20 protein-coding genes and 1 pseudogene are annotated in these 23721 nt (G+C 68.1%); 5 read left to right on the forward strand and 16 right to left on the reverse strand.

Features of this window, described 5'->3' with window-relative positions:
- Positions 1-3: 3 nt before the first annotated feature.
- The 11 genes and pseudogenes from rplW to OOK38_RS09890 all read right to left on the reverse strand — a co-directional run.
- Positions 4-420, reverse strand: coding sequence for a 50S ribosomal protein L23 (rplW, locus tag OOK38_RS09845; protein ID WP_189190335.1), 417 nt, complete (start codon positions 418-420; stop codon positions 4-6).
- Positions 420-1076, reverse strand: a complete 657-nt coding sequence (rplD, locus tag OOK38_RS09850; protein WP_037627000.1) for a 50S ribosomal protein L4 — start codon at positions 1074-1076, stop codon at positions 420-422. Before rplD ends, rplW begins: the two co-directional genes overlap by 1 nt.
- A 4-nt stretch (positions 1077-1080) precedes the next feature.
- Entirely contained in the window at positions 1081-1725 is a 645-nt protein-coding gene (gene rplC / locus OOK38_RS09855) for a 50S ribosomal protein L3 (protein ID WP_261705325.1), read from the reverse strand.
- A 17-nt stretch (positions 1726-1742) separates the two neighbouring features.
- Complete coding sequence (rpsJ, locus tag OOK38_RS09860; protein ID WP_003948644.1) at positions 1743-2051, reverse strand: 30S ribosomal protein S10; 309 nt, start codon at positions 2049-2051, stop codon at positions 1743-1745.
- A gap of 505 nt (positions 2052-2556) precedes the next feature.
- A complete protein-coding gene (locus OOK38_RS09865) occupies positions 2557-3012 on the reverse strand; it encodes a hypothetical protein (RefSeq protein WP_266848360.1) in 456 nt (151 codons plus the stop codon).
- A gap of 52 nt (positions 3013-3064) precedes the next feature.
- Complete coding sequence (locus tag OOK38_RS09870; RefSeq protein ID WP_266761743.1) at positions 3065-3607, reverse strand: hypothetical protein; 543 nt, start codon at positions 3605-3607, stop codon at positions 3065-3067.
- A gap of 102 nt (positions 3608-3709) precedes the next feature.
- Positions 3710-4675, reverse strand: coding sequence for a hypothetical protein (locus OOK38_RS09875; protein WP_266761741.1), 966 nt, complete (start codon positions 4673-4675; stop codon positions 3710-3712).
- Between the two features lie 46 nt (positions 4676-4721).
- Complete coding sequence (locus tag OOK38_RS09880; RefSeq protein ID WP_266761739.1) at positions 4722-9404, reverse strand: DUF6531 domain-containing protein; 4683 nt, start codon at positions 9402-9404, stop codon at positions 4722-4724.
- 145 nt (positions 9405-9549) lie between these two features.
- A complete protein-coding gene (locus OOK38_RS09885) occupies positions 9550-10191 on the reverse strand; it encodes a hypothetical protein (protein WP_266848361.1) in 642 nt (213 codons plus the stop codon).
- Entirely contained in the window at positions 10188-10733 is a 546-nt protein-coding gene (locus OOK38_RS34615; RefSeq protein WP_353962500.1) for an SUKH-3 domain-containing protein, read from the reverse strand. The genes OOK38_RS09885 and OOK38_RS34615 overlap by 4 nt, the downstream gene beginning before the upstream one ends.
- Positions 10734-10737: 4 nt before the next feature.
- A pseudogene (locus tag OOK38_RS09890) lies at positions 10738-10845 on the reverse strand (transcriptional regulator); the annotation flags it as partial.
- A 296-nt stretch (positions 10846-11141) separates the two neighbouring features.
- On the opposite strand from OOK38_RS09890, the gene OOK38_RS09895 reads away from it, so the two are divergent.
- Together OOK38_RS09895 and OOK38_RS09900 are read left to right on the forward strand one after the other, a co-directional pair.
- Positions 11142-12326, forward strand: coding sequence for a helix-turn-helix domain-containing protein (locus OOK38_RS09895; RefSeq protein WP_266848362.1), 1185 nt, complete (start codon positions 11142-11144; stop codon positions 12324-12326).
- A 49-nt stretch (positions 12327-12375) separates the two neighbouring features.
- Positions 12376-12972 carry a Uma2 family endonuclease gene (locus tag OOK38_RS09900; protein WP_266761736.1) on the forward strand — a complete coding sequence of 199 codons (597 nt, stop codon included), beginning with the start codon at positions 12376-12378 and terminating at the stop codon, positions 12970-12972.
- A gap of 245 nt (positions 12973-13217) precedes the next feature.
- Here the strand turns inward: OOK38_RS09900 and gdhA are convergent, their stop codons facing one another.
- The 5 genes from gdhA to rpsL form a co-directional block, all read right to left on the reverse strand.
- A complete protein-coding gene (gene gdhA, locus OOK38_RS09905) occupies positions 13218-14573 on the reverse strand; it encodes an NADP-specific glutamate dehydrogenase (RefSeq protein ID WP_266761735.1) in 1356 nt (451 codons plus the stop codon).
- Positions 14574-14922: 349 nt separating this feature from the next.
- Positions 14923-16116, reverse strand: a complete 1194-nt coding sequence (gene tuf / locus OOK38_RS09910; RefSeq protein ID WP_266761733.1) for an elongation factor Tu — start codon at positions 16114-16116, stop codon at positions 14923-14925.
- A 143-nt stretch (positions 16117-16259) separates the two neighbouring features.
- On the reverse strand, positions 16260-18389 hold the full coding sequence (fusA, locus tag OOK38_RS09915) for an elongation factor G (RefSeq protein WP_266761731.1): 2130 nt from the start codon (positions 18387-18389) through the stop codon (positions 16260-16262).
- A gap of 39 nt (positions 18390-18428) precedes the next feature.
- On the reverse strand, positions 18429-18899 hold the full coding sequence (gene rpsG, locus OOK38_RS09920; protein ID WP_003992340.1) for a 30S ribosomal protein S7: 471 nt from the start codon (positions 18897-18899) through the stop codon (positions 18429-18431).
- A 3-nt stretch (positions 18900-18902) separates the two neighbouring features.
- Positions 18903-19274, reverse strand: coding sequence for a 30S ribosomal protein S12 (gene rpsL, locus OOK38_RS09925; protein WP_003948652.1), 372 nt, complete (start codon positions 19272-19274; stop codon positions 18903-18905).
- A gap of 421 nt (positions 19275-19695) precedes the next feature.
- Here rpsL and OOK38_RS09930 point away from each other — a divergent pair, with 421 nt between their 5' ends.
- The 3 genes from OOK38_RS09930 to OOK38_RS09940 all read left to right on the forward strand — a co-directional run bounded on the left by OOK38_RS09930 (position 19696) and on the right by OOK38_RS09940 (position 23719).
- Positions 19696-20397: a Crp/Fnr family transcriptional regulator gene (locus tag OOK38_RS09930; RefSeq protein ID WP_266761729.1), complete on the forward strand. Its 702-nt coding sequence runs from the start codon at positions 19696-19698 to the stop codon at positions 20395-20397.
- A gap of 188 nt (positions 20398-20585) precedes the next feature.
- Positions 20586-21539: a hypothetical protein gene (locus tag OOK38_RS09935; RefSeq protein ID WP_266761727.1), complete on the forward strand. Its 954-nt coding sequence runs from the start codon at positions 20586-20588 to the stop codon at positions 21537-21539.
- The gene (locus OOK38_RS09940) at positions 21536-23719 is read left to right on the forward strand and encodes a hypothetical protein (RefSeq protein ID WP_266761725.1); all 2184 of its coding nucleotides are present in this window, start codon (positions 21536-21538) and stop codon (positions 23717-23719) included. The genes OOK38_RS09935 and OOK38_RS09940 overlap by 4 nt, the downstream gene beginning before the upstream one ends.
- The last annotated feature ends 2 nt before the right edge of the window (positions 23720-23721 follow it).

Below are 23721 nucleotides of genomic sequence, written 5' to 3' on the forward strand. Positions count from 1 at the left end.
CCGTTAGGAGGCCTGGCCGAAGATGTCGATACGGTCGCCCTCAGCGAGGGTCACGATCGCGCGCTTGCTGTCGGCACGCTTGCCGAAGCCCGTCTTGGTGCGCTTGCGCTTGCCCTGACGGTTGATCGTGTTGACCCCGGTGACCTTGACCGAGAAGACCGCCTGGACGGCCTGCTTGATCTGGGTCTTGTTGGCCCGCGGGTCCACGACGAAGGTGTACTTGCCCTCGTCGAGCAGCGCGTAGCTCTTCTCCGAGACGACCGGCTTGAGGAGGACGTCACGGGGATCCGTGAAGCTCTTGCTCAGCGGGGTCTCGACGGTGTTCTTGCCTTCGGCCTCGTGGCGCTTCGCCTTGGCGACGCGCGCGACCTTCTTGGCCTTGGCGGCCTTCGAGGCAATGCTCGGGTGACGCGTAGCCATCAGGCTTCGCTCCCTTCGGTGTCAGCGGCCTGGGGGCCAGACACGAAGGACTCGAAAGCGGCCTGGGTGAAGACCACGTCGTCCGAGACGAGAACGTCGTACGTGTTGAGCTGGCCCGGCTCCAGGATGTGGACCTGGGGCAGGTTGCGCGCGGAGAGCAGCGCGGCCTCGTCGGAGCGCTCGATGACCAGGAGCACGTTCTTGCGCTCGCTGACCTTGCCGAGGAAGCTCTTCGCGGCCTTGGTGGAGGGGGTCTCGCCCTCGATCACGCCGGTGATGACGTGGATGCGAGCGTTGCGGGCCCGGTCGGTGAGGGCGTGGCGCAGGGCCGCGGCCTTCATCTTCTTCGGGGTCCGCTGCGAGTAGTCACGCGGCGTGGGGCCGTGAACGACACCACCGCCGGCGAACTGCGGCGCGCGGGTCGAACCCTGGCGGGCGCGGCCGGTGCCCTTCTGGCGGTAAGGCTTGCGGCCACCACCACGGACCTCGCCACGACGCTTGACCTTGTGCGTGCCCTGACGGGCCGCGGCCAGCTGCGCGACGACAACCTGGTGGAGCAGCGGAATGCTGATCTTCTCTACGTCGAAGATCTCGGCCGGGAGCTCAACGGTCCCGGCGGTGTCGCCGGAGGGCGACAGAATGTCAATGGTGCTCATGTCCTCAAGCCCCCTTGGCCGCGGTACGGACCAGGACGAGGCCGCCGTTCGGACCCGGGATGGCTCCCTTGATGAGGAGCAGGCCCTTCTCCGCGTCAACGGCGTGAACGGTCAGGTTCTGGGTGGTGACCCGCTCGTTGCCCATGCGGCCCGCCATGCGGACGCCCTTGAACACACGGCCCGGGGTGGCACAGCCACCGATGGAGCCGGGGGAGCGGTGCTTGCGCTGGACACCGTGTCCGGCGCCGAGGCCCTTGAAGTTGTGACGCTTCATGACACCGGCGAAGCCCTTGCCCTTGCTCTTGCCGGTCACGTCCACCTTGATGCCGGCCTCGAACACCTCAGCGGTGATCTCCTGGCCGAGGGTGTACTCGCTGGCGTCAGCGGTACGGATCTCGACGAGGTGGCGGCGGGGGGTGACGTCGGCCTTGGCGAAGTGACCCTTGAGGGGCTTGTTCACCTTGCGCGGGTCGATCTCGCCGAAGGCGATCTGGACCGACTCGTAGCCGTCGGAGTCATTCGTACGGACCTGGGTCACGACGTTCGGGCCGGCCTTGACGACGGTGACGGGAACAACACGGTTGTTCTCGTCCCACACCTGCGTCATGCCGAGCTTCTCGCCGAGGATGCCCTTGATCTGCTTAGCCATTCTCAGATCACCGATCCCTAGAGCTTGATCTCGATGTCGACACCGGCCGGGAGGTCGAGTCGCATCAGAGAGTCAACGGTCTTGGGCGTGGGGTCGAGGATGTCGATGAGGCGCTTGTGCGTGCGCATCTCGAAGTGCTCGCGAGAGTCCTTGTACTTGTGCGGCGACTTGATGACGCAGTACACGTTCTTCTCAGTGGGCAGCGGCACCGGGCCTGCGACCGACGCACCAGTGCGGGTCACCGTTTCGACGATCTTCTTCGCCGAGGAATCGATGACCTCGTGGTCGTAGGCCTTGAGCCGGATGCGGATCTTCTGTCCCGCCATGGCTACTCAGTAGTCCTTTGTCTAGTGAAACGCTCTGGAACCCGGGGGTTCGCGTCCTGTCCTCCGACCCACGCGGTCGGGTGTGTCGCGCTCCTGCCGACAGGGATATCCGTCACGGATTTCCCTACGAGGGACGCGGCTCCGCCCGAAAGCAACCGCAGGACCGGGGGCGAGAACACCCACCGGGTGCCTGGTCTGCACCCCGCTGACACTTCCCGGAAGATTCCCGTACGTCCGCCCCAGCGCTGCCTCACGACAGATTGGGCGACGAGTACTGTGGGACTCGCTTCCAGTCCTCCCGACGGGAGGCGCGCAGCATCGGCACTCGACCGAGCAACCCCGCTAGTCTGCCATACCGGACGGGGGGCTGGCCAATCGAGCCGGAGATCGTACCCCTAAGGTGACGCACGTCAAACCCGGCACGACCATGATCGCGTGACCGATCCCACAGAGCCCCGCCGGCCACCCCGGCGCCACCTCTCCCCCGCCCCTGTCGGGCCCCGGATCACATACCGGCCGGCGCAGCACCTCGGCCGGCCTCTTCCAGCAGCTCCAGGGCATGGCCATAGGCGCGGAAGCCTGCCCTGCCGTAGTCCGGTGCGCTGGAGTCGGGGCGGAGGATGCCCGGGAGGAAGGCGACCCGCCAGGACCGGAAGGTGGCGGCTGCGCTGCTTCGCCCTCCGTCGTCCGCCAGGGCGACCGCGATCCCGAGGGCCTCGGCCACCCTTTCCGCACCCTGTGGGACCCCGGTCCCACCCGCGATGGCAGCGGTGACCAACGCCTGCAGGAAATGGGCGAGTTGGAGATCCGCCCCCAGGTGGCACATGCGGCGCACGACCGACGGGCGTTCGAGTTCCGCGGGGCGGGGCGAGATCTCCTCGATGCAGCCGGACCACAGGAGCAGGGACGGCGCGGTCACCCGGTACTCGCGCAGGTATCCCAGCTCATCGGCGATGGCCATGGACGCATCGCTGAAGCCGCCGAGCACGCGGACAGCGGCGAGCGCCGGTGGATCAATCCCACGGATCACGCAGTGGCCTGCGCTTCCACCATTCTGCGAGTTCCGCCTCGGGACTCGCCTTCGTCGGACGCACCCAGGCGCGCAGAGACCGCTCCGGATCCGGGACGCTCGCGGCAGCGAAGCGCTCGTCCAACCGCGTCAGCAGCTGCCCCAGCGTGCCCTCCCGGGCCTCCGTGGGCAGCCCGAGCATCAACTGCCCGAGCAAGTCACGGGAGTCGAGGTCGTTCTCGTAGGCGCTGATGGGATAGAAGCCGTCGCTCGACCGACCCGGCTCCATCCGGCGCACCACACGCTCCCAGGACGCGAACCGATCCGCGACCGAGTAGACGGGAGTCGTGATCCTCTCCCGCAACTCCGGCGCGACCCGGGACCGCTCCACCTCAAGGCGCTCCGCGTCGCACCGGGCGACGGCCTCCATGACCTCTGCCGACAACTCCGCCCACACGGACCTCGTATCCGGCGCGGATCGGAACACGTCGTACGGTTCCCGCTCCCTGCCCCGCCGCGCCGGGGTGTGCCCCTCTCCCCGCGTCAACGCCTGCACTCCTTCAGGTGCTTCAGGAAGTCCCTCGTGCATCGCGAAGCCACCGCGCTCGCGGAGCACGAGTCGAACGCGCAGCGAAGCCGGTCCAGGAGGTCACTGCAGGACGATCCGATGCGGATGCTCCCGGTCGACAGAGCAGACGAAGATCATCAGACGGCCTCCGCGGCCGACGACAATCCGCGTCGGGTTGTTCGCCTGCGTGTCCGCCACGGCACGGTCCTCCAGCGGGACCCAGCTACGGGTTCCCCTGTCCCACTCCCTGCTGTCGACGGTCACGAGGAGTTCCATCGGCTGTCCGCATTCGCACACCACGTCCTGCGGGCCGGTAGAGGGCCACGGGGCGAATCCGCCGACCTTCCAGCCGGGGGGAATGGAGAGGTCGAACTGGTAGCTGACCGCGTCCTCGTCCTCCCAGTCCTCCCAGTCGTCCAGGAGGGCGCGGATCGAGTAGGGCAACAAGTCACCCCACTGGTGTTCCGTGACCTCCTCGGGGTGCAGGACACAGGGGTCGGGTACGTATTCGGCTCGCCCGACGACTTCCGGTTCCGGCTGGTCGGCCAGGACCTCGGTGACGTCCGACGCCTTTCGGGAGTAGAGGTGCACACCGACGTTCCGATCCGCTCCGTGCGCGTTGAACGGGCACCAGAAGATCTGGAGCAGGTCCGCTTCGCCCGGCAGCGTCAGACCGGGGACATCGCGCGTGTAGAGCTGGGCGACCGGCAGGAGCGGAATCGGGTCCGTGTCCGTGAGCCAGGGCGCGTGGCGCCCCCGGCGAAAGGAACGGAGAAGCTCGTACTCCTCCTCGGTCGGCCCGGCGGCGAGGAGTTTCCGGGTCAGACGGACTTCACCGATGCGCTCCCCGAACCTACGTTTGTGCGGCTCTGCGCAGTGGGGCCACGGCTCGTCCGCGGGCCACAGGAGCGGGCCGCCGACAGAACTCTGCTCCGGGCCCGGAACCCCTGGCCGCGGGTGCAGTCGCGTGCCGACACCGCGGTAACCGGACAGCTCGGGAATCGCTTGCTCGATGTCCACAGGGCGCTGGGGAGTCGTGCGCGTCATGGTGCTCCTGTTCGTCTGCGAAAGGCAGCCTAATCAAGGTCCGCTGTCATGCCGTCCTCACGCCCGAGGCCGGATTGTCCAGCCAACCGCTCAGCGAGAAGCCCTTGTTGCCGAAGGCCTGGAACTCCAGACGCGTCGGAATCGGGTTCGTTCCCTCGTAGAAAGGCGTTACGTCGTACTGGATGATCTCGTCCTTCATGGCGGCGTCAGCGACGGGCTTCTCGAACATCTCGTACATATGCGGATGGTTCGTTGGATTCTGTGTCAGAGTCACCAGGTTGTGCGGTGCGTGAGGCCCCTTGCCCGCGCCCCCCAGTGTGTTCGCCAGAAGATGACCACGCGCCTCGTTGAAGAGGGTTCCGTGTCCTCGCCAGCCCTTGGTCCACATCTTTCCGGCCTCCGTGCCCTGAGTGATCACCATCTGCTTTCGCACGCAGGCGGATATGCCTGTCGGACGGCCGAGGTGGTCGGTCCCCTTGTAACGAACGCTGCCACCCCAGGCGTAACGATCCGGCCTGTTGGCGTACCGGGGCGCAAGGCCCAACGGATCGCAGCCCTGCAGCGGGTTGGCGACGTAGACGACAGGATTGGGAGCCGGCTCGAGTCCCAGGGGATCGGAACTGAGGTAACGCGCGGTTTCCGGGTCGTAGTAGCGCTGGAAGTTGTAGTGCAGTCCCGACTCGGGGTCGAAGTACTGGCCGGGAAACCGCAGAGGCGTGTACGCGGAGGCGTCCCTGTTCCAGGTCGTCGTTCCCCAGAGGGTGGAGCGAGCCCGCCATGCGATGTCGCCCTCCTCGTTCACGAGTTCGCTGGGCGTTCCGACAAGGTCGGTGACGATGGCGAAGAACCGGGAGTCGATCTCCTGCCGGGTGAGCGAGTCGACACGTCGGTCCGTCTGCGTGACCGGGTGCAGTCCGTCGTACTCCCAGGTCGTCACGATGGGATCCGGCAGGTCGGGACCGGTGGACTCCTGTTCCGCCAGGTACGCGCCGTCCCAGGTGAATCGCACCTGCTCGACCACTGTGGCGCCGTCGGCACCGAGGCGCTGCTTGGCCGTCCGCCGTCCGAGAGGGTCGTAGCGGTAGCGCCATACCGTGCCGTCCGGTGTGATCACCGAGGTGAGGCGGTCCTCCGCGTCCCAGGCGTAGCGCCACACATCGGCCTTGCGGGAGATCCGGGCCCTGCGGCGCAGGACTATGCGACCGGCGGCGTCGTAGACGTAGCGGACCGAGCCTGCCTGGACGAGCCTGTTGCCTACGTAGTGACGGTCACCCCGGGCATCGGCGCCCGGGTGCCGGTCCGGCCACTCCGCGTGGGTCTGGTTGCCGTTCGCGTCGTAGGCGTACCGTTCCCGCCAGCCCCGTGCTTCGACGCCGGTCACCCTGCCCGCCGCGTCCAGTCGGAAGCTGCGTCGACCGCCGGCAGGCCCGTCGTCGACGGCGACCAGGTGACCGTCGGTGCGATAGCTGTATCCGCGTGTCAGCACGGCACCCGCAGCGCCGACCACCGCCTGTTCCGCGACGCGCCCCGAACGGTCCCAGGTCCGGGACAGCCGCAGCCCCGTGCGGGAAAGCGTCCTGGAGATCTCGCGGCCCACTTCGTCGTACCTGAACCGCAGCATGCGCCCCGCGCAGTCCATCCCGGACATCTGCCCGGCGGCGTCGTACGCGTACAACGTCACCGCCCCGCCGGGCGTGACACGCCGGACAGGGCGTCCGAGCCGGTCATGGTCCCGTCGCAGCACTCGCCCGTCGACCGACTCCGAGACGGCACGGCCGATGGCATCCCGTTCATAGGACACCTCGCTGAAGGGGCTCGCCAGCAGCAGTACCCGGCCCATGACGTCGCGTTCGTACCGGGTGGTCATGCCGTCGACCGTCTTGGCCATCGTCCAGTCGAGCGCGTCGTATGCGTACTCGACCCGCTGCCCGAGCGCGTTCACCCGGGCGACGAGCCGGTCCGCCGCATCGTGCTCGTAGTCGACTCGACAGCCGTCGAAGTCGACCTCGGCGATCAGCCGACCCGCCGGGTCATACTCGTAGTGCCAGGTCAGACCCCGTGGGTTGACGACCTTCGTCAGCTGCAGGGTCGCATTGTGCTCGAACTCGTACCGACTGCCGTCGGAGCGGATCTCGGCCGCCAGCACATCGAAGTGCGTGTACTCGTACCGGGAGGTGCGACCCTCACCATCGGTATGACTCAGGCAGTTGCCCTCACCGTCGTACGTCCACGACTCCTCGTTTCCCTGCGGGCCCACCCGGTGCGACAACTGACCATCCACCGACCACCGCAGTCGTGTCTCGGCGCCGGTGGGATCCGCCACCGCGCACAGCCGCCCGAACGCGTCGTACTGGTACACGGCGGTCGCGCCGAGCGGGTCGGCCACCAGGACGGGAAGGCCCGACGGGTTGTTCCGGACGGAGACGGTGTCGCCCAGTTCGTCCGTCGCCGATACCAAGTACCCCGCCTCGTCGTACACGAAGGTCGTCGTCGCACCCGACTCGTCCGTCACCGACGTGCGGTTGCCACGCCCGTCGTACGTGTGCCGGATCGTCGTTCCGTCCTCCTGGCGGATCCAGACCGGAAGGTGCAACTCGTTGTATTCGACGGAGGTTTCCAAGCCGTCCGGACGGATGACACGGGTGGGCATTCCGTACTCGTCGTTGGCGATGCGGATGCGGTTGCCCAGAGGGTCGGTGCGTACCGTCACATGATGGGAGGAGTCGTAGTCGGTGCGAGTGACCGAGCCGGTCGGGTCGATCTCCGCGACCACCAGGAAGGCGTCGTCGACGACGTACCTGGACACGTGCCCTTCGGCCGTCGTGGCCGTGGTCACGCTCATCCCCGGGAAGTCAGGGTCCCGTCCCTCGTATTCCAGGGACAGAACGTAGTGGCCGGCCTCCCCGCCCTCCGCTGTGCAGCGGTCCTCGTCGTCGTACGCGTAGCTGTAGCGACTGTCGTTGGAGTCGGTCCAGGCGACGACACGCAGGCGGTCGTCGTACTCGAACCGCACCTGCAGTCCGACCGGTCCGTGGACTTCCGCGAGGTTCCCGTCCGCGTACACGTAGCGCCTGATCAACGCGTCGTCGCCGTTCTCGGCTCCGCCGACGAGGTGAAGGGCCGTGACGCGGCCGTCATCCGTCGTGAGCCGGAGGCGGTAACCGCCCGACGAGCGGACGGCACACGGCAGGCCTGCCTCGTCGTGGTCGAAGTCGAGCCGACGACCATTGCGGTCGGACAGCGACAGCAGCAGGGCGCAGTCGTCACGCCCCGGTCGCCCGAACCGGTAGACCAGGCCGGCGAACGGGTCGGTCAGCTCGTACCCGCCGTCGTCGAGTCGCGTGAGCGGCAGATGTGGTCCCGCGTCCGGAAGCACCGGTTCGTCCGGTCGGACCGGATGCGGGTAGCAGAGCAGTTGGCCGTCGTCGGTGACGAAGACGACGCCGGTCGTGTCGACCTCCAGACGCTGGTCGATGGTGGACGTCCACGACGGGCCGAACCACCATCCCGCCCGGTAGTCGGACTGGACACGCCGTTGGAACACGAGAGGGAGAGCACCGGGCAGTTCCACGTCCGTCTGGGGGAGGAACATCATGCCGGTGGCCATGTCGATCGGGTCGCTCAAGCCCTGCCGAATGCTCGACTTCATACGGGCGAAGGCGTCCTTCGACCTGCCGGCCATACTGCGCGCGCTCTTGCCCAGGCCACGCGCAGCAAGCCCCATGGCTTTGAGACCGCCCTTGAGGCCTTTCATCGCGGCCAGACCGCCCTTGAGCCCCTTGGCCAGCCCACCGAGCGTGGTCAGGCCCTTCATGCCGGGTATGCAGTCCAGCGCCGCGAAGGCCACATCCCATAGGGACGCCTGCCCCTTCGCATACTTATTGAGCGTGTCCGCGAGAACCACCAGGGCGGCGATCAGCACGATCGCGCCGAGGATCGGCCCTCCAATGATCATCGCGATGATGCCCAGAACCGCGACGACGACCTTGCAGACCGTGACAATGGTGTCCCAGTTGTCGGAGAACCAGTCCCCGACCTCCTCCCACCACTTCCGATTGCGAATACCCGCATCCGAAGCCTCATCGATCTTCGACTTCGCGTCCCGCGCCGCCTCCTCCCGCATCCTGCGGGCATCAGCCGCCATCTTCTTCGCCGCGTCCAGCGCACTGTTCGCGTTCGTCACATCCGACTGAGCACTGGTCTGCGCCGACTTCGCATGCTGCGCGTCCCGCGTCGCGGCCCGCACCTTCGCCTCGTCCGGCTTCTCCGCATCCTTGCTGCCGGTCGGATCGTCCTTGTACTTGTCCGCTTCCCTGTTGGCCTTCGTCACCCACGAATCAGCCGACGACAGACGGGACTTGGCGGAGGTCAGATCGGCCTGCGCCTCCCGGCCCTTGGCGAGCGCCTTGTCCGCCAACGCCTGGGCGCGCTCCAGCTTCGGCCAGTAGTCGGCGAGCGCGTCCCCCGCCATCTCGTACGACTTCTTCAGCTTCTTCAGCTGCTTCGGCACACCCGAGAACTCGTCCTGGAACGCCTTCGCCGACTTCCCCGCCCACCGCAGAACAGCGTCCTCGCCGGCCATCCCCTTGATGAGGCGGAGCGCATCCGAGACGTCGTCGGCGAAGTCATGCAGATTCTTGGACAGATGCCGCACCCGGTCCGGGTCGCCCGGCGTCGGATCCTTGTCCAGATCCAGGACATGCCAGTCCCCCGGCCGATTCCCCGCCATGCCGCAACCCCCGTCACGTTCGCCTCAGTAACTCTCGTACACATCAGCGAATTTACCCGAGGGCGACGACACGCGTGGATCAGGACATCGCTGGGCCGGACAGCAACTCAGCAAGCCTGTGCACCACTTCGATGTCAGACGCGACTTACGTATACGGATCGACCGCATCCTCCAGACCGTGGGCGTACGCCCTGAACAGAGCCTTGGCTTCAGCGCTTGAGGATGAGTCAGGACGCAGGATGTCCGGCAGGAACTTGACGCGCCACATCCGGAAGGTGTCCGCCGCGGCCCGTTCGCGCTGGACACCCAGCAACGATCCCGCCGTCCGCACGGCATCGACGACCAGGGGCACAGCCGTGTCGGGACCAGGGCCTCTCGCCGTGGCCGTTCCCACCAAAGCGTCCATGAAGGTGACCAGTTGGAGGTCCCGGCCCATGTGAACCATGCGCCGCAGTGCGGCTGGGTCATCGATCTCGGGAGGGTAGCTCTCGATGCATCCCGAGTACATCGTCAGATACTCGGCCGTCACCTCGCGGCCGTCGTTCCATCCTCCCTGCCGCTCGAAGATGGCCATCGTCTCGGGAGAGAAGCCACCGATGTCCCGGACCAGCCCGAGGAGTCGATCGATGTCGATCCGGTGATCCGCCACGAAGTCGGCGAGCGAGACATCGCGCAGGGCCCTTGCCCCCGATTCCGCTACAGCACCCAGTTCCAGAAGCCCCCACAGCGGGGCGAACACGTCGTAGCCGAGACCCGTTTCCGAGACCGGCACACATTCGTCCGTCACCCCGGACAGCCCTCCAATCCCCAGGCCGGCCCAGGCTGTGCTTCGCCGTGGACCGCCAGGCCGGCCCACCAGTGCACGCCGGGGCGGCGCAGCCCTCGCCTACTTGATTCCCTCGACCAGTTTCTCCAGTGCCCGGTCCGCGGTCTCCGCAAGGAGCGTGACGCAGTCCATGCCGATATAGACCGCACCGCTCGGAGCGATGCCCAGGTAGCTGTTGCGACGGTCGGATTCCCGATGGGGTAGAGATCGACGCCGGCCCCTTCGCTGAGTACGTCGAAGACTTCGTCGTCCCACTCGGCCACGGTCGGGTCGAGCCTGAACCCCATGCGGGCCATGGTTCTCCCGGGTCCTCGCTCGTTGCTCTCCAGTCCACCGAACTCAGCGAGAAACCTCCGGGCGCTCCCGTGCATCTCGAAGCCGCCGCGCTCATGGAGGGCGCTTTCCCAGTCGTCGGTGGGTACCGATCGGCCTGGATACCAGCCCGCCCCTCGCAAGACGCGATCTGTCTCCGGGGACCACCGTGGTCCGTTCTCCTCGCTCATACCTCTGCTCGACGAAGGCCAACAGCGCCCTCGGGATGAGGGCCGTGGCCCGGATCATGCCATAGCGCATTGCAAGGATCCGCAGGAACTTCGAGTCCGAGACCGTGCGACCGCCAGGGCCCAACTGGCCCTCGCTTCCACCGGATCGCGGTTTTCAACGTCCCGGTGATCGACGTCTCGGCCCCGCGCGACATCAAATGCTTTTAAATCCGGAGGAAGAAAAAACCTCCCAACCCCACCAGTACACCCACAGGTGGCCCATCACTCGCAAGGGTGATGATTGCTAACTGAGCTGGATTTTGAGCCTGTTGCCGGGCATATGCTCGCCGCGACAGCGTACGAGCGCCCCCAGGACATCAGGGCATCACCGCATCGCTCCAGCGCGCTGTCACCACAGCAACCGCAGACATGCGACGGCCCCCGGCCGGGACTGGCATCCCGATCGAGGGCCTGACCAACGAGGAAGAAGAGAGCTTCCCGGTGGATTCCCAAAACCTTAGCGCGCCCTCGTGCGTCCAGCCCCGTGTTCCGCGGGGTGTCACCCACATCAACGTCCGCCACTCCACCCGTTTCACGGTGGTCGGCAACCATCTCGCCCAGCATCGCGAGCTGACCCTCACGGCGATCGGGCTCGCCCTCCACATCCAGTCGCTGCCCGAAGGCGCCCGCGTGGACATCAAGTCGCTCGCCGCCCGTCTGCCCGAGGGCGAGGCTCGGATCGCGTCGGCCCTGCGGCAGTTGGAGGCGCACGGCTATCTCTCCCGCAGGCGGGAGCGGCTGCCGAGCGGCCGGGTCGTCACGCACACGGTGTCGTACAACCGGCCGCAGGGGCTCGTCGAGCCGGCAGCGCAACCAGCCGCGTCCGTCCCCACCTCTGCGCCCATCCCCGTCGCCGAACCGGTCCAGGCAGCAGGCCTCGTGGCAACAACGGGCCTCGTCGCTGCGCCCGAGCTCCCGCCCGTGCCCGGCCCGGTGCATGAGTCGGCCCTCACCCCGGTTCCCCGTCCCAGCTCACCTTCAGGACCCGCACCCGCACCCGCACCCGCACGGAACTTCACCTGCGTAAGCCCGGTGCCGCAGGCATCCACATCCGCGGCCACTCCGATGCCCAAGCCCGAGCCAGCACCAGCACCAGCACCAGCACCCAAGCCAAGGCTCCCTCTCCCCGCCCTCGACACCGACACCGACACCGACAACCCTGACCGTCACCGTCACCGCGCAGCCACCGCGCTCCTCGCGAGCCTGCACCGCGAGGACCCGCGCCTGCTGCTCGCGGAACGTGATGTACACCGTCTCGCCCCGGCCGTCACCGCCTGGCTGGAACGCGGCGCCGCCGCCGAAGCCGTACGCCTCGCACTGACAGCCGGACTCCCCCGCGCGCGCCTGCACCACCCGGCGTCCCTCCTGGCGCACTGCCTCACCGAGCTGCTGCCACCTCGGCTGCCCGCCGCGGCCCCGCCGATCGCGCGATCACACCCGCAGCACTCGCCACCGCATCCGCTCCAGAACTGCGAAGGCTGCGACCGCGCGTTCCGTGCCGCGGCCCCCGGCCGCTGCCGCGACTGCCGATCCGTTCCCCAGGAGGCCGCCTAGCATGAAGGTGACGATCCTTGCCCCCGGGCACAGACGAGGAGCGAGCGCCATGACCATCGCCCCGGACGACGCGCAGCAGGGCACCACCCACCGGTACCGGGTCATGCGCGATTTCGTTCAGACCATGGACGACACCCTGCCCGGCAAGTTCGAGGTCACCAAGGAAGGAATCGTCCACGACATGATGGCGCCCGTCGGCCCACACGAGCTGACCACCCTGCACCTGCGGAAACGTCTCGAAAAGGCAATGCCGGACGAGAACGTGGCCCACACGGGCGAGCCGGATGTCGAGGACGCACCCGAGGGCATCATGCGGCGACCCGACGTGATGGTGATCGCGCTGACCGACATGGAAGTCCCGGGGAGCTTCGATCCGCGTACGCTCATCGCCGCCATCGAGGTCGTCTCCCGCTCCAACCCGGACAACGACTGGGTGAGCAAGGCACGCGACTATCCCCTGATGGGCATCCCCGTGTACGCGATCTTCGACCCCCGCACCGGCACCGGCGCCGTCCTCACCGACATCCACCCCACCCCGGACGGCCCCCGATACGCGACCCGCAAGGACTTCGTCTACGGCGAGGACGTGACCATCGCCGGCTGGACGATCTCCACCGCGAACCTGCCGCTGTACCCGAACGCCTGACCCGGCCTCGGCCCGCCATCCGCGGCCGCGGGACTCGCAGGAAGGCTTCTGCTTCCTCTCCGTGACAAGGGCTTGGGAGACCGCCGAGCCGGTTCGATGATCCGGCCCATGTACAGACGTGCGTCTGAGGGTTCTCGCCGTGACGGCGATCGGGCCACGTCCGGTTCCCGAGGGCGCCTGAACCGGACGTGGCAAAGGGCTCGTACGACCGAGGCCGTACGAGCCCTTCCCGGAGTCCGGCTCCGTCAGATCACGCCCTGCTCCAGCATCGCGCCGGCGACCCGCTCGAAGCCCGCGATGTTCGCGCCGCTGACGTAGTCGCCCGCGACGCCGTAGCGCTCGGCGGTCTCGTGACAGATGGCGTGGATGTTATTCATGATCTGGGTCAGCTCGTCCTCGACCCGCTCCCGCGACCACGAGGTGCGGGCGTGGTTCTGGCTCATCTCCAGCGCGCTGACCGCGACACCGCCCGCGTTGGCCGCCTTGCCGGGGCCGAAGGCAACGCCCGCCTTCTGGAAGAGGTGGACCGCCTCGGGGGTGGTGGGCATGTTGGCGCCCTCGGAGACCGCCTTGACGCCGTTGCCGATCAGGGTGGCCGCCGCGGCCGCGTCCAGCTCGTTCTGGGTGGCCGAGGGCAGCGCGACATCGCCCGGCACGTCCCAGACGCTGCCGTTCGCGACGAACCGCGCCGACGCGCCGCGCCGTGCCGCGTAGTCGGAGACCCGGCCGCGCTCGACCTCCTTGACCTGCTTGAGCAGTTCGACGTCGATGCCCTTCTCGTCGACGACGTAGCCGGTCGAGTCTGAGCAGGTCACCGCGTTGGCACCGAGGGCGGCGAGCTTCTCGATGGTGTAGGTCGCGACATTGCCGGAACCGGAGACGACCACGGTCTGGCCCTCCAGGTCCTCGCCACGCTCCCGCAGCATGGCGGCGGCGAACAGGACGTTGCCGTACCCGGTCGCCTCGGGCCGGATCAGAGAACCGCCCCAGTGCGTGCCCTTGCCGGTGAGGACACCGGCCTCCCAGCGGTTGGTGATGCGCCGGTACTGGCCGAACAGGTAGCCGATCTCCCGGCCGCCCACGCCGATGTCGCCCGCCGGCACGTCCGTGTGCTCACCGATGTGCCGGTACAGCTCCGTCATGAACGACTGGCAGAACCGCATGACCTCGGCGTCCGACCTGCCGCGCGGGTCGAAGTCGCTGCCGCCCTTGCCGCCGCCGATGCCGAGACCGGTCAGCGCGTTCTTGAAGATCTGCTCGAAGCCGAGGAACTTCACGATGCCCAGGTTCACCGACGGGTGGAACCGCAGACCGCCCTTGTACGGGCCGAGCGCGCTGTTGAACTCCACGCGGTAGCCCCGGTTGACATGGACCTTGCCGTGGTCGTCCTGCCACGGGACGCGGAAGATGATCTGCCGCTCGGGCTCCACCAGCCGTTCGACGAGGGCCGCGTCCGCGAACTCCGGACGCTGCGAGAGGGCCGGAGCCAGGGTTTCGAGCACCTCGTTCGCGGCCTGGAGGAACTCGGGCTGCGCCGGATTGCGCCGCTCGATGTCGACGAGCAAGGAGGCGATACGGCTCTTCGTGTCAGGGCGGGTCACCTGGCGTCCCTTCAGACGGGGTTGCCGGAACTGCCGACCGGAATCGGTTCGACCGGTCGGTTCCGGTGGCATCGGTGCGGAGACCGGTCGAGCCCCCGCCCGCGGGCGAGGGACCGTCCCTACAGTCTTCCCCCTGAATTACGGCCGCGTTACGTGATTATGCCGACACGCGCCAAGGATCGCTTCACCTGGAGGAACCTCCTTCACGTCGCAACGACGTTCGGATTTCGTATACGAATGCGACCGCTTCGCGAGATGGACCGGGCATGCGGAAAGGGCCCGTACGACCGAAGTCGTACGGGCCCTCTCTGGAGCTCTGGAAGGAGCTACCAGGTCATACGGTCAACAATTACTTGTTGATCTTGGTGACCTGGCCGGCGCCCACGGTCCGGCCACCCTCACGGATGGCGAACTTCAGGCCCTCTTCCATGGCGACGGGCTGGATGAGCTCAACCTTCATCTCAGTGTTGTCGCCCGGCATGACCATCTCCGTGCCCTCGGGGAGGGTCACAACACCGGTCACGTCAGTCGTACGGAAGTAGAACTGCGGACGGTAGTTGTTGAAGAACGGCGTGTGGCGGCCACCCTCGTCCTTGGACAGGATGTAGGCCTGGGCCTCGAACTCGGTGTGCGGCGTGACCGAACCGGGCTTGATGATGACCTGGCCGCGCTCGACGTCCTCGCGCTTGATGCCACGGAGGAGCAGACCGACGTTCTCACCGGCCTGGCCCTCGTCGAGCAGCTTGCGGAACATCTCGATACCGGTGACCGTGGTCGTGGTCTTGTCCTGCTTGATGCCGATGATGTCAACGGTCTCGTTGACCTTCAGGACACCACGCTCGATACGGCCGGTGACGACCGTACCGCGACCGGTGATCGTGAAGACGTCCTCGACGGGCATGAGGAACGGCTTGTCGACGTCACGCTCGGGGGTCGGGATCGCCTCGTCGACGGCGGCCATGAGGTCCAGGACCGTCTGGCCCCACTCCTTGTCGCCCTCGAGCGCCTTGAGCGCCGAGACCTTGACGACCGGAAGGTCGTCGCCCGGGAACTCGTACTCGGAGAGGAGCTCACGGACCTCGAGCTCGACGAGCTCCAGGATCTCCTCGTCGTCCACCATGTCGGCCTTGTTCAGGGCGACGACGATGTACGGAACGCCGACCTGGCGGGCCAGGAGCACGTGCTCCTTGGTCTGCGGCATCGGGCCGTCGGTCGCGGCGACGACGAGGATGGCGCCGTCCATCTGCGCCGCACCCGTGATCATGTTCTTGATGTAGTCAGCGTGACCCGGGCAGTCGACGTGGGCGTAGTGACGGCCCTCCGTCTGGTACTCGACGTGCGCGATCGAGATCGTGATACCGCGCTGGCGCTCCTCAGGAGCCTTGTCGATCTGGTCGAAGGCCGAGGCCTCGTTCAGGTCCGGGTACGCGTCGTGCAGCACCTTGGTAATGGCGGCCGTGAGGGTCGTCTTACCGTGGTCGATGTGACCGATGGTGCCGATGTTGACGTGCGGCTTAGTCCGCTCGAACTTTGCCTTCGCCACTGGGGTCCTCCTGCGGAGTGGTTCTGGTACGCCTTACTCATCGGCGCCAGGTGATCTTTGCTGGGATGCCGCCCGCCGGGGTTTTCCCTCCCGGGTGAGCCCCGGCGGTCGGTGTCAAGCCTAAAGCGTGCAAACGGGGTGTGTTACTCGCCCTTGGCCTTCGCGATGATCTCCTCGGCGACGTTCCTGGGAACCTCGGCGTAGGAGTCGAACTGCATCGAGTAGCTTGCGCGACCCGAGGTCTTGCTGCGGAGGTCTCCGACGTAGCCGAACATCTCCGAGAGGGGCACGAGGCCCTTCACGACGCGAGCGCCGCTGCGCTCCTCCATGGCCTGAATCTGGCCACGGCGGGAGTTGAGGTCGCCGATGACATCACCCATCGACTCCTCGGGCGTGGTGACCTCGACGGCCATCATCGGCTCGAGGAGCACGGGAGAAGCCTTGCGCGCGGCCTCCTTGAAGGCCTGCGAACCGGCGATCTTGAACGCGAGCTCGGAGGAGTCGACCTCGTGGTAGCCACCGTCGAGAAGAATGACGCGGACGCCCGTCATCTCGTAGCCGGCCAGGATGCCGAACTGCATGGCCTCCTGCGCACCGGCGTCCACCGACGGGATGTACTCCCGCGGGATACGGCCACCGGTGACCTTGTTCACGAACTCGTACGCCGGACCGTCGGTCTCGGTGATGGGCTCGATCGCGATCTGCACCTTGGCGAACTGACCGGTACCACCGGTCTGCTTCTTGTGGGTGTAGTCGTGACGCTCGACAGTCTTGCGGATCGTCTCACGGTAGGCGACCTGCGGCTTGCCGACGTTGGCTTCGACCCTGAACTCGCGCTTCATACGGTCGACCAGCACCTCGAGGTGCAGCTCGCCCATACCGCCGAGGATGGTCTGGCCCGTCTCCTCGTCCGAGTGAACGTGGAAGGAGGGGTCCTCCTCCGCGAGACGCTGGATGGCTACACCCAGCTTCTCCTGGTCACCCTTGGACTTGGGCTCGATGGCGACCTGGATGACGGGCGCCGGGAAGTCCATGGACTCCAGGATCACCGGGTTCTTGTCATCGCAGAGCGTCTCACCGGTCGTGGTCTGCTTCAGACCCATCACGGCGACGATGTCGCCGGCGCCCACCGCGTCGATCTCCTCACGCTTGTTCGCGTGCATGCGGTAGATCTTGCCGATGCGCTCCTTCTTGCCCTTGACGGAGTTCAGCACCGCAGTGCCGGTCTCCAGGCGGCCCGAGTACACCCGGACGAAGGTGAGCTTGCCCAGGTGCGGGTCGCTCATGATCTTGAACGCGAGCGCGGACAGCGGCTCGTCGACCGACGGCTTGCGCTTGATCACGAGCTCCGGGTCCTTGGCGTCGTGGCCCTCGATGGCCTCGACGTCAAGCGGAGTCGGGAGGTAGCGCACGACCGCGTCGAGCAGGGGCTGAACGCCCTTGTTCTTGAACGCGGTGCCACAGAACACCGGGGTGACCGTGACGCCCTCGGACTTGCCGGACGCGATGGTGACGCGACGGATCGCGGCGTACAGCTGCTCCTCGGTGGGCTCCTGGCCCTCCAGGAACAGCTCCATGATCTCGTCGTCGTGCTCCGCGACGGTCTCGACCAGCTGACCGCGGTACAGCTCAGCAGCCTCGACGTGCGTGGCCGGGATGTCGACGACGTCGTACATCTCGCCCTTGGCCGCCTCGGCGGACCACACGAGCGCCTTCATGCGGACCAGGTCCACAACGCCCTTGAAGTCCATCTCGGCACCGATCGGGAGCTGCATGATGATCGGGACAGCGCCGAGGCGGTCCTTGATCATGTCCACGCAGCGGTGGAACTCGGCGCCGGTACGGTCCAGCTTGTTCACGAAGCAGATGCGCGGCACGCCGTAACGGTCGGCCTGACGCCACACCGTCTCGGACTGCGGCTCGACACCGGCGACACCGTCGAACACCGTGACGGCACCGTCGAGGACGCGGAGCGAACGCTCCACCTCGACCGTGAAGTCGACGTGTCCCGGGGTGTCGATGATGTTGATCGTGTAGTCGTCGTCCTCAAGCGGCCAGTGACAGGTGGTGGCAGCAGAGGTGATCGTGATGCCACGCTCCTGCTCCTGCTCCATCCAGTCCATGGTGGCGGCGCCGTCGTGGACTTCACCGATCTTGTAGCTGACGCCGGTGTAGAAGAGGATCCGCTCAGTGGTGGTCGTCTTGCCCGCGTCGATGTGAGCCATGATCCCGATGTTGCGGACCCTGGCCAGGTCAAGTGAAGTGGTAGCCATAAGGCTTCAGTCTTCTCTCGGTCTCGATGTGGGTAACGACTACCAGCGGTAGTGCGCGAAGGCCTTGTTGGACTCGGCCATCTTGTGGGTGTCCTCACGCTTCTTCACAGCGGCACCAAGGCCGTTGGAGGCGTCGAGAAGCTCGTTGAGCAGACGCTCGGTCATGGTCTTCTCGCGGCGGGCGCGGGAGTAACCGACGAGCCAGCGCAGCGCGAGCGTGTTGGCGCGACCGGGCTTGACCTCGATCGGAACCTGGTACGTCGCACCACCGACACGGCGGGACTTGACTTCGAGCGTGGGCTTGATGTTCTCCAGCGCGCGCTTCAGCGTGATGATCGGGTCGTTGCCCGTCTTCTCACGCAGACCCTCCATGGCGCCGTAGACGATGCGCTCGGCGGTGGAGCGCTTGCCGTTGAGCAGCACCTTGTTGATGAGGGAGGTCACCAGAGGAGAACCGTAGACCGGGTCGATGATGACCGGGCGCTTCGGGGCGGGGCCCTTACGAGGCATTTTCTACTTCTCCTTCTTGGCGCCGTAGCGGCTGCGGGCCTGCTTGCGGTTCTTGACACCCTGGGTGTCCAGGGAACCTCGGATGATCTTGTAGCGAACACCCGGCAGGTCCTTCACACGGCCGCCGCGCACGAGCACGATGGAGTGCTCCTGCAGGTTGTGTCCCTCACCCGGAATGTAAGCGGTGACTTCGATCCCGCTGGTCAGACGCACACGCGCGACCTTACGCAGGGCCGAGTTCGGCTTCTTCGGGGTGGTCGTGAACACACGCGTGCAGACGCCGCGACGCTGGGGCGAACCCTCGAGTGCGGGCGTCTTGTTCTTCTCGACCTTGTCCTGCCGGCCCTTCCGGACCAGCTGCTGGATCGTAGGCACTACTTCTCCGGTTTCTGTGTGCCGAATGGTGAAGCTAACCTGGAACGCCACCGACCCACGCGGTCGGGTGTGTCGAATACTGCAGACCCTCGCCGCGAGGCGAAAAGGGCGCAGATTGCGGTGGCCGCTTACGGCTCCCCTTGCGGTCTGAAGGCACGCACGAGAGCCAGGGCACACCCCAGGCACAAGGTAAGAGCGTACCTACCTCACGGACTTCGGTCAAAACAAATGCCGTGGTGCCCGACACGCCGGACTTCTCCCGATCCATTCTCGGGGCTCTTGACGCCTCTCGCAGCTTCTCACCGGTGAATGTCCCGGATTCGGTGCGCACGGCACACACTGGGTGAGTACGTTGACCGGTTGCTGTGCATCGGTCACTGTGCGTCGGCCACGGTGCCGATCGGGGGACGGGGATGGACTCATGACGGCTGCACCCTTAACCGGGGACGAGAGCCTGGACGACCGGGTGCCGTTCCTGGCACGCCTGGAGAGCGACGACCGCTCCGCGCTGCTGTCCCTCGGGCGCGAGCTGTCCTTCACGCCCCGGATGGTTCTCCTGCACCAGAGCGAACCGTCCTCGCACGTACTGATCGTGACGCACGGCTGGACGAAGGTGACGGCGTCCGCCGCCAACGGCTACGAGGCGCTGCTCGCGCTGCGGGGGCCCGGCGACATCGTCGGCGAGTCCGCCGCGCTCACCGGCCGGCCGCGCTCGGCGACGGTGACGGCCCTGGAACCGGTCCGCACGGTCGCGGTCGTACGCGAACACTTCACGGACTTCCTCGCCCGCTCCCCCGCCGTTTCCTTCGCCCTGCTCGGCCTCACCTCGGACCGCACCCGCGCCGCCGACCGCCGCCGCCTGGAGTTCGCCTCCATGAGCGTCCGCGAGCGCTTCGCGGCGCTCCTGCTCGACCTGGCCCGCACGAACGGCCGCCGCACGGAGGAGGGCGTCGAACTCTCCGTCCCGCTGAGCAAACAGGAGCTGGCGGGCTCGGTGGGGGCGTCCCGGGAGATGGTCCAGCGCCTGCTGAAGGAACTCCGCGAGCGGGACGCGGTACTGACAGGCCGGCGGACGATGGTGATCCTGCGGATGGACGTCCTGCGCCGGATCGCCCGGCGATGACCGGGCCCGGCACGGAACACGGACGCCCCGACCCGGACGTGCGGGACTCCCCGGACGGCTGAGCCGCCCGTGACTCCGGAACCCTTCTGTGCACACGGTCACACTTCGAGTGGGACATCCGCCCTCACACCCGGCCCACCGGTGACGCCAACCTGCATGTCAGGCGAGGCCCCCACCGAAAGGCGACCATGACCGACCCCGTGAGCCGGACGATCCTCCTGCTCGACATCGAGAAGTACAGCGACCGGGACGACGTCGAGCAGGCCTACCTGCGCCGGATGCTGTACGACATCACGGACCGCGCGCTGGAGAGCGCCGGCATCGACGAGCGCCTGCGCCTGCGGGCGGACCGCGGTGACTCGGTGATGGAGCTGATCGACGCCAACGCCTCGGTCACCGCGCTGCTGCGCGCCCTGCTCACCGAGGTGCCCGCCCAGCTCCGCGCGGTCAACCGGATGGCTTCCAGCTCCGCCCAGATCCGGCTGCGCGGTGTCGTCGCCACCGGATACGTCGCCGTCGACGCGTACGACGGCTGGGTCGGCTCCGACCTCAACCACGCCTGCCGGCTCCTCGACGCCGGACTGCTGCGCGCCGCCCTGCGGGAGCGGCCGAACGACTTCGCCCTGTGCGTCTCGGAGAGCGTGCACGCGGGGATCGTGCGGCACAACCACCCCGGTATCCCGGCGGACGGCTTCCACCCGGTGACGGTTGACAGCAAGAACGGACCCCTGCGGGCCTGGCTGCACGGCCCGGTTCCGCACGGGGCGGACGACCACGACGGCCACAGTGAAAAGGGGGGAGCCCCGGCGCCGGGCGGCTCGGGGGAGAGCCCGGCGCCGGGGCCGGGGGCCACGGGGGCCGGGGCCACGGGCCCGGGGCACACGGGAGCCGGGACCACGGGGGCCGGGGCGTCGCAGGTCACGGAGGCGGAAGCACCCGGGCCGGAAGCGGCCGGGCCTCAGGCGGAGCCCGCCCGGGCCGCCGCGCCTCCCGGGAACGTCGTCTTCAACTTCAACGGCGGCTCCCCCAGCTTCGGCGGCAGCCTCGTCGGAGGTGACCAGCACGGCGTGTCCGGCGGCCAGGTCACCGGCGACGTCCACCTGGGCGGCAGCGGAAGCGGAAGCGGGGGTGAGTCCGCGTGACGGCGGCCCCGCCCGTGACACCGGACGCCTCCGACGACGTACCGCCGCCGGAGCCGAAGGCGCCGAGAGGACCGAGGGACCCGCGCCCGGCGCCCGAGGCGCGCACCGACCCCGGCGAGCCCGAGGAGCGGACCCAGGAGGCCAGGGCCGCACAGCGCGAGCTGGTCGCGCACACCCCGGGGTTCATCTTCAGCGAGGCCGCGTCCTTCGGCGGCAGCCTGGTAGGCGGGGCCCAGCACGGGGTCTCGGCGGGCGGCTCGGCCCGTGACGTGTTCATGGGCGGCAAGACGGAGATCCACCACCACGGGACGGCGTCCGCGCCGGAGGCGTACGCCTCGGGGGAGATCCCCCGGCAGCGGCTCGACGCGCTCGCCGGAGTCTTCGTCGAGGGCCCCTCCTTCGCCGCCGCCCTGGCCCGGCTGCGCGACGAGCGCGTCCTCGTCCTCGCCGGCGCCCACTCCACCGGCCGCTACGCCGCCGCGCTGATGCTCCTGCACCACCTGGGCGTTCCCGCCGTACACGCCCTGTCGGCCGAGACCGGCCCGGCGAACCTGGGCGCCCAGGTCTCCGCTCCCGGCGGACACGTCCTGCGCGATCTCCCGCTGAGCCGCAACCGCCCGCTGCGGGACACCCACCTGTACGCGGCCCGCGACCGGCTCGCGAAGACCGACGGCTACCTGGTGGTGACCGTCGAGAACTCCCCGTTCCTGCTGGGGGTGGTCCCGTCCGGCTGGGAACCGCCGGAGGCGGCCGAGGTGCTGCGCGCCCACCTGGCCGACCTGCGGAAGGAGCCGGGAGACAGCGCCGGCCTGCTCGCCCTCGGCCCCGTGCGCGACTTCCTCTCCCGGGACGCCCACCGCCCCGCCGAGGTCGCCCGGTTCGCCGCGGAGGTCGCCCGTTACGACGGCGGCGAGGAAGCGGTGGCCCGCCTCGCCGACTTCGGGCACGCGGCGGTCGAGCAGCAGTGCCGGGAGTGGCTCAGCGACCCCGAGGCCACCCTGCGCGACAAGGCGTTCCTCATCTCGCTCGCCGTCTTCGACCAGGCGCCGTACGTGCTGGCCGCCGAACTCGCCGACAAGCTGTACGTGCACTTCCAGCGGCTCCAGCATCCCGAACAGCCACCGGAGATCCCGGTGTTCGGGCTCGCCGCCGGGACCCGGCTGGAGCGGGCGCGGGCCGAGGGCGAAGTGCGGGACGAGGCCACCGAGTGGGGCTCGGTGCCGCAGTTCACCGCGTACTTCAAGAAGGAGAACACGCCGGGTCTCCTGCTCGGCGAGGTCTGGACGGGCCACCCCTCGGCACGGCCCGCGCTGGTCTCCTGGCTGAAGGAGCTGGCCCGCGACAGCCGTCCGGTCGTCCGGACCCGGGCCGCCGCGGCCACCGCGCTGCTCGCCCGCGCCGACCTGCCCTCGGCGGTGGCGCTGCTGATCGACGGCTGGGCGGTGTCGAAGGCCTTCGGCCCCCGCGTCACCGCCGCGAACACCCTCACGCTCGCCCAGCTCCTCGACGCGCCCGTCGTGCTGCGCCTGCTCACCCAGTGGTGCACGGACACCCACTGGGCCCGCCGCTGGACCGCGATCCGCGCCTTCGGCCTGCTCACCCCGCTGCGCCCGGACCTCGCGGGCCCGGCGCTGAGCGCGCTCGCCGCCCGCGCCCGTGCCGGGGACAGCGGCGAGACCGAGGCGAACAACCTGATCGACTCGACGGCCCTGCTGCTCTCGGTGGGCGCCCGGCGCGGCGAGATGCTCTCCGAGCTGGTGCGCCTGCTCCACCACGACACGGCCTCCGTCCGCGCGCTCGCGCTGGGAGCGTTCGTGCGCGCCTGCGACAACGCCGAGGAGGGCGCGCTCGTCGAGTGGTACGCCGACACGGGCATGTACGAGGAGGACTCGGCCCGTGACCTGGCCACCCTCTGGCGGACGGCCCTCGGCGACCGCGGGCACACCCGTGGCGCCCTGTACGCCCTGCACACCTGGGTGCACCTGGCCGAGGTCCGGGCGGACGTCGCCCAGGCCCTGGAGCTGCTGCTGCCCGCGCTGGTCGTCACGGCGGACGACCGCAAACGCCTGAGCCACGAGCTGCTCAACCTGCGCGCCCCGGACGGCGGCCCGCGCCCACCGGCGGCCGACCGCCTGCTCGGCCTCCTGATCCCCTCCACCCCAGATCCATCGAGGAGTTGAAC

Origin of the sequence: Streptomyces sp. NBC_00568 (assembly GCF_026341855.1) — a bacterium.
Taxonomy (GTDB): domain Bacteria; phylum Actinomycetota; class Actinomycetes; order Streptomycetales; family Streptomycetaceae; genus Streptomyces.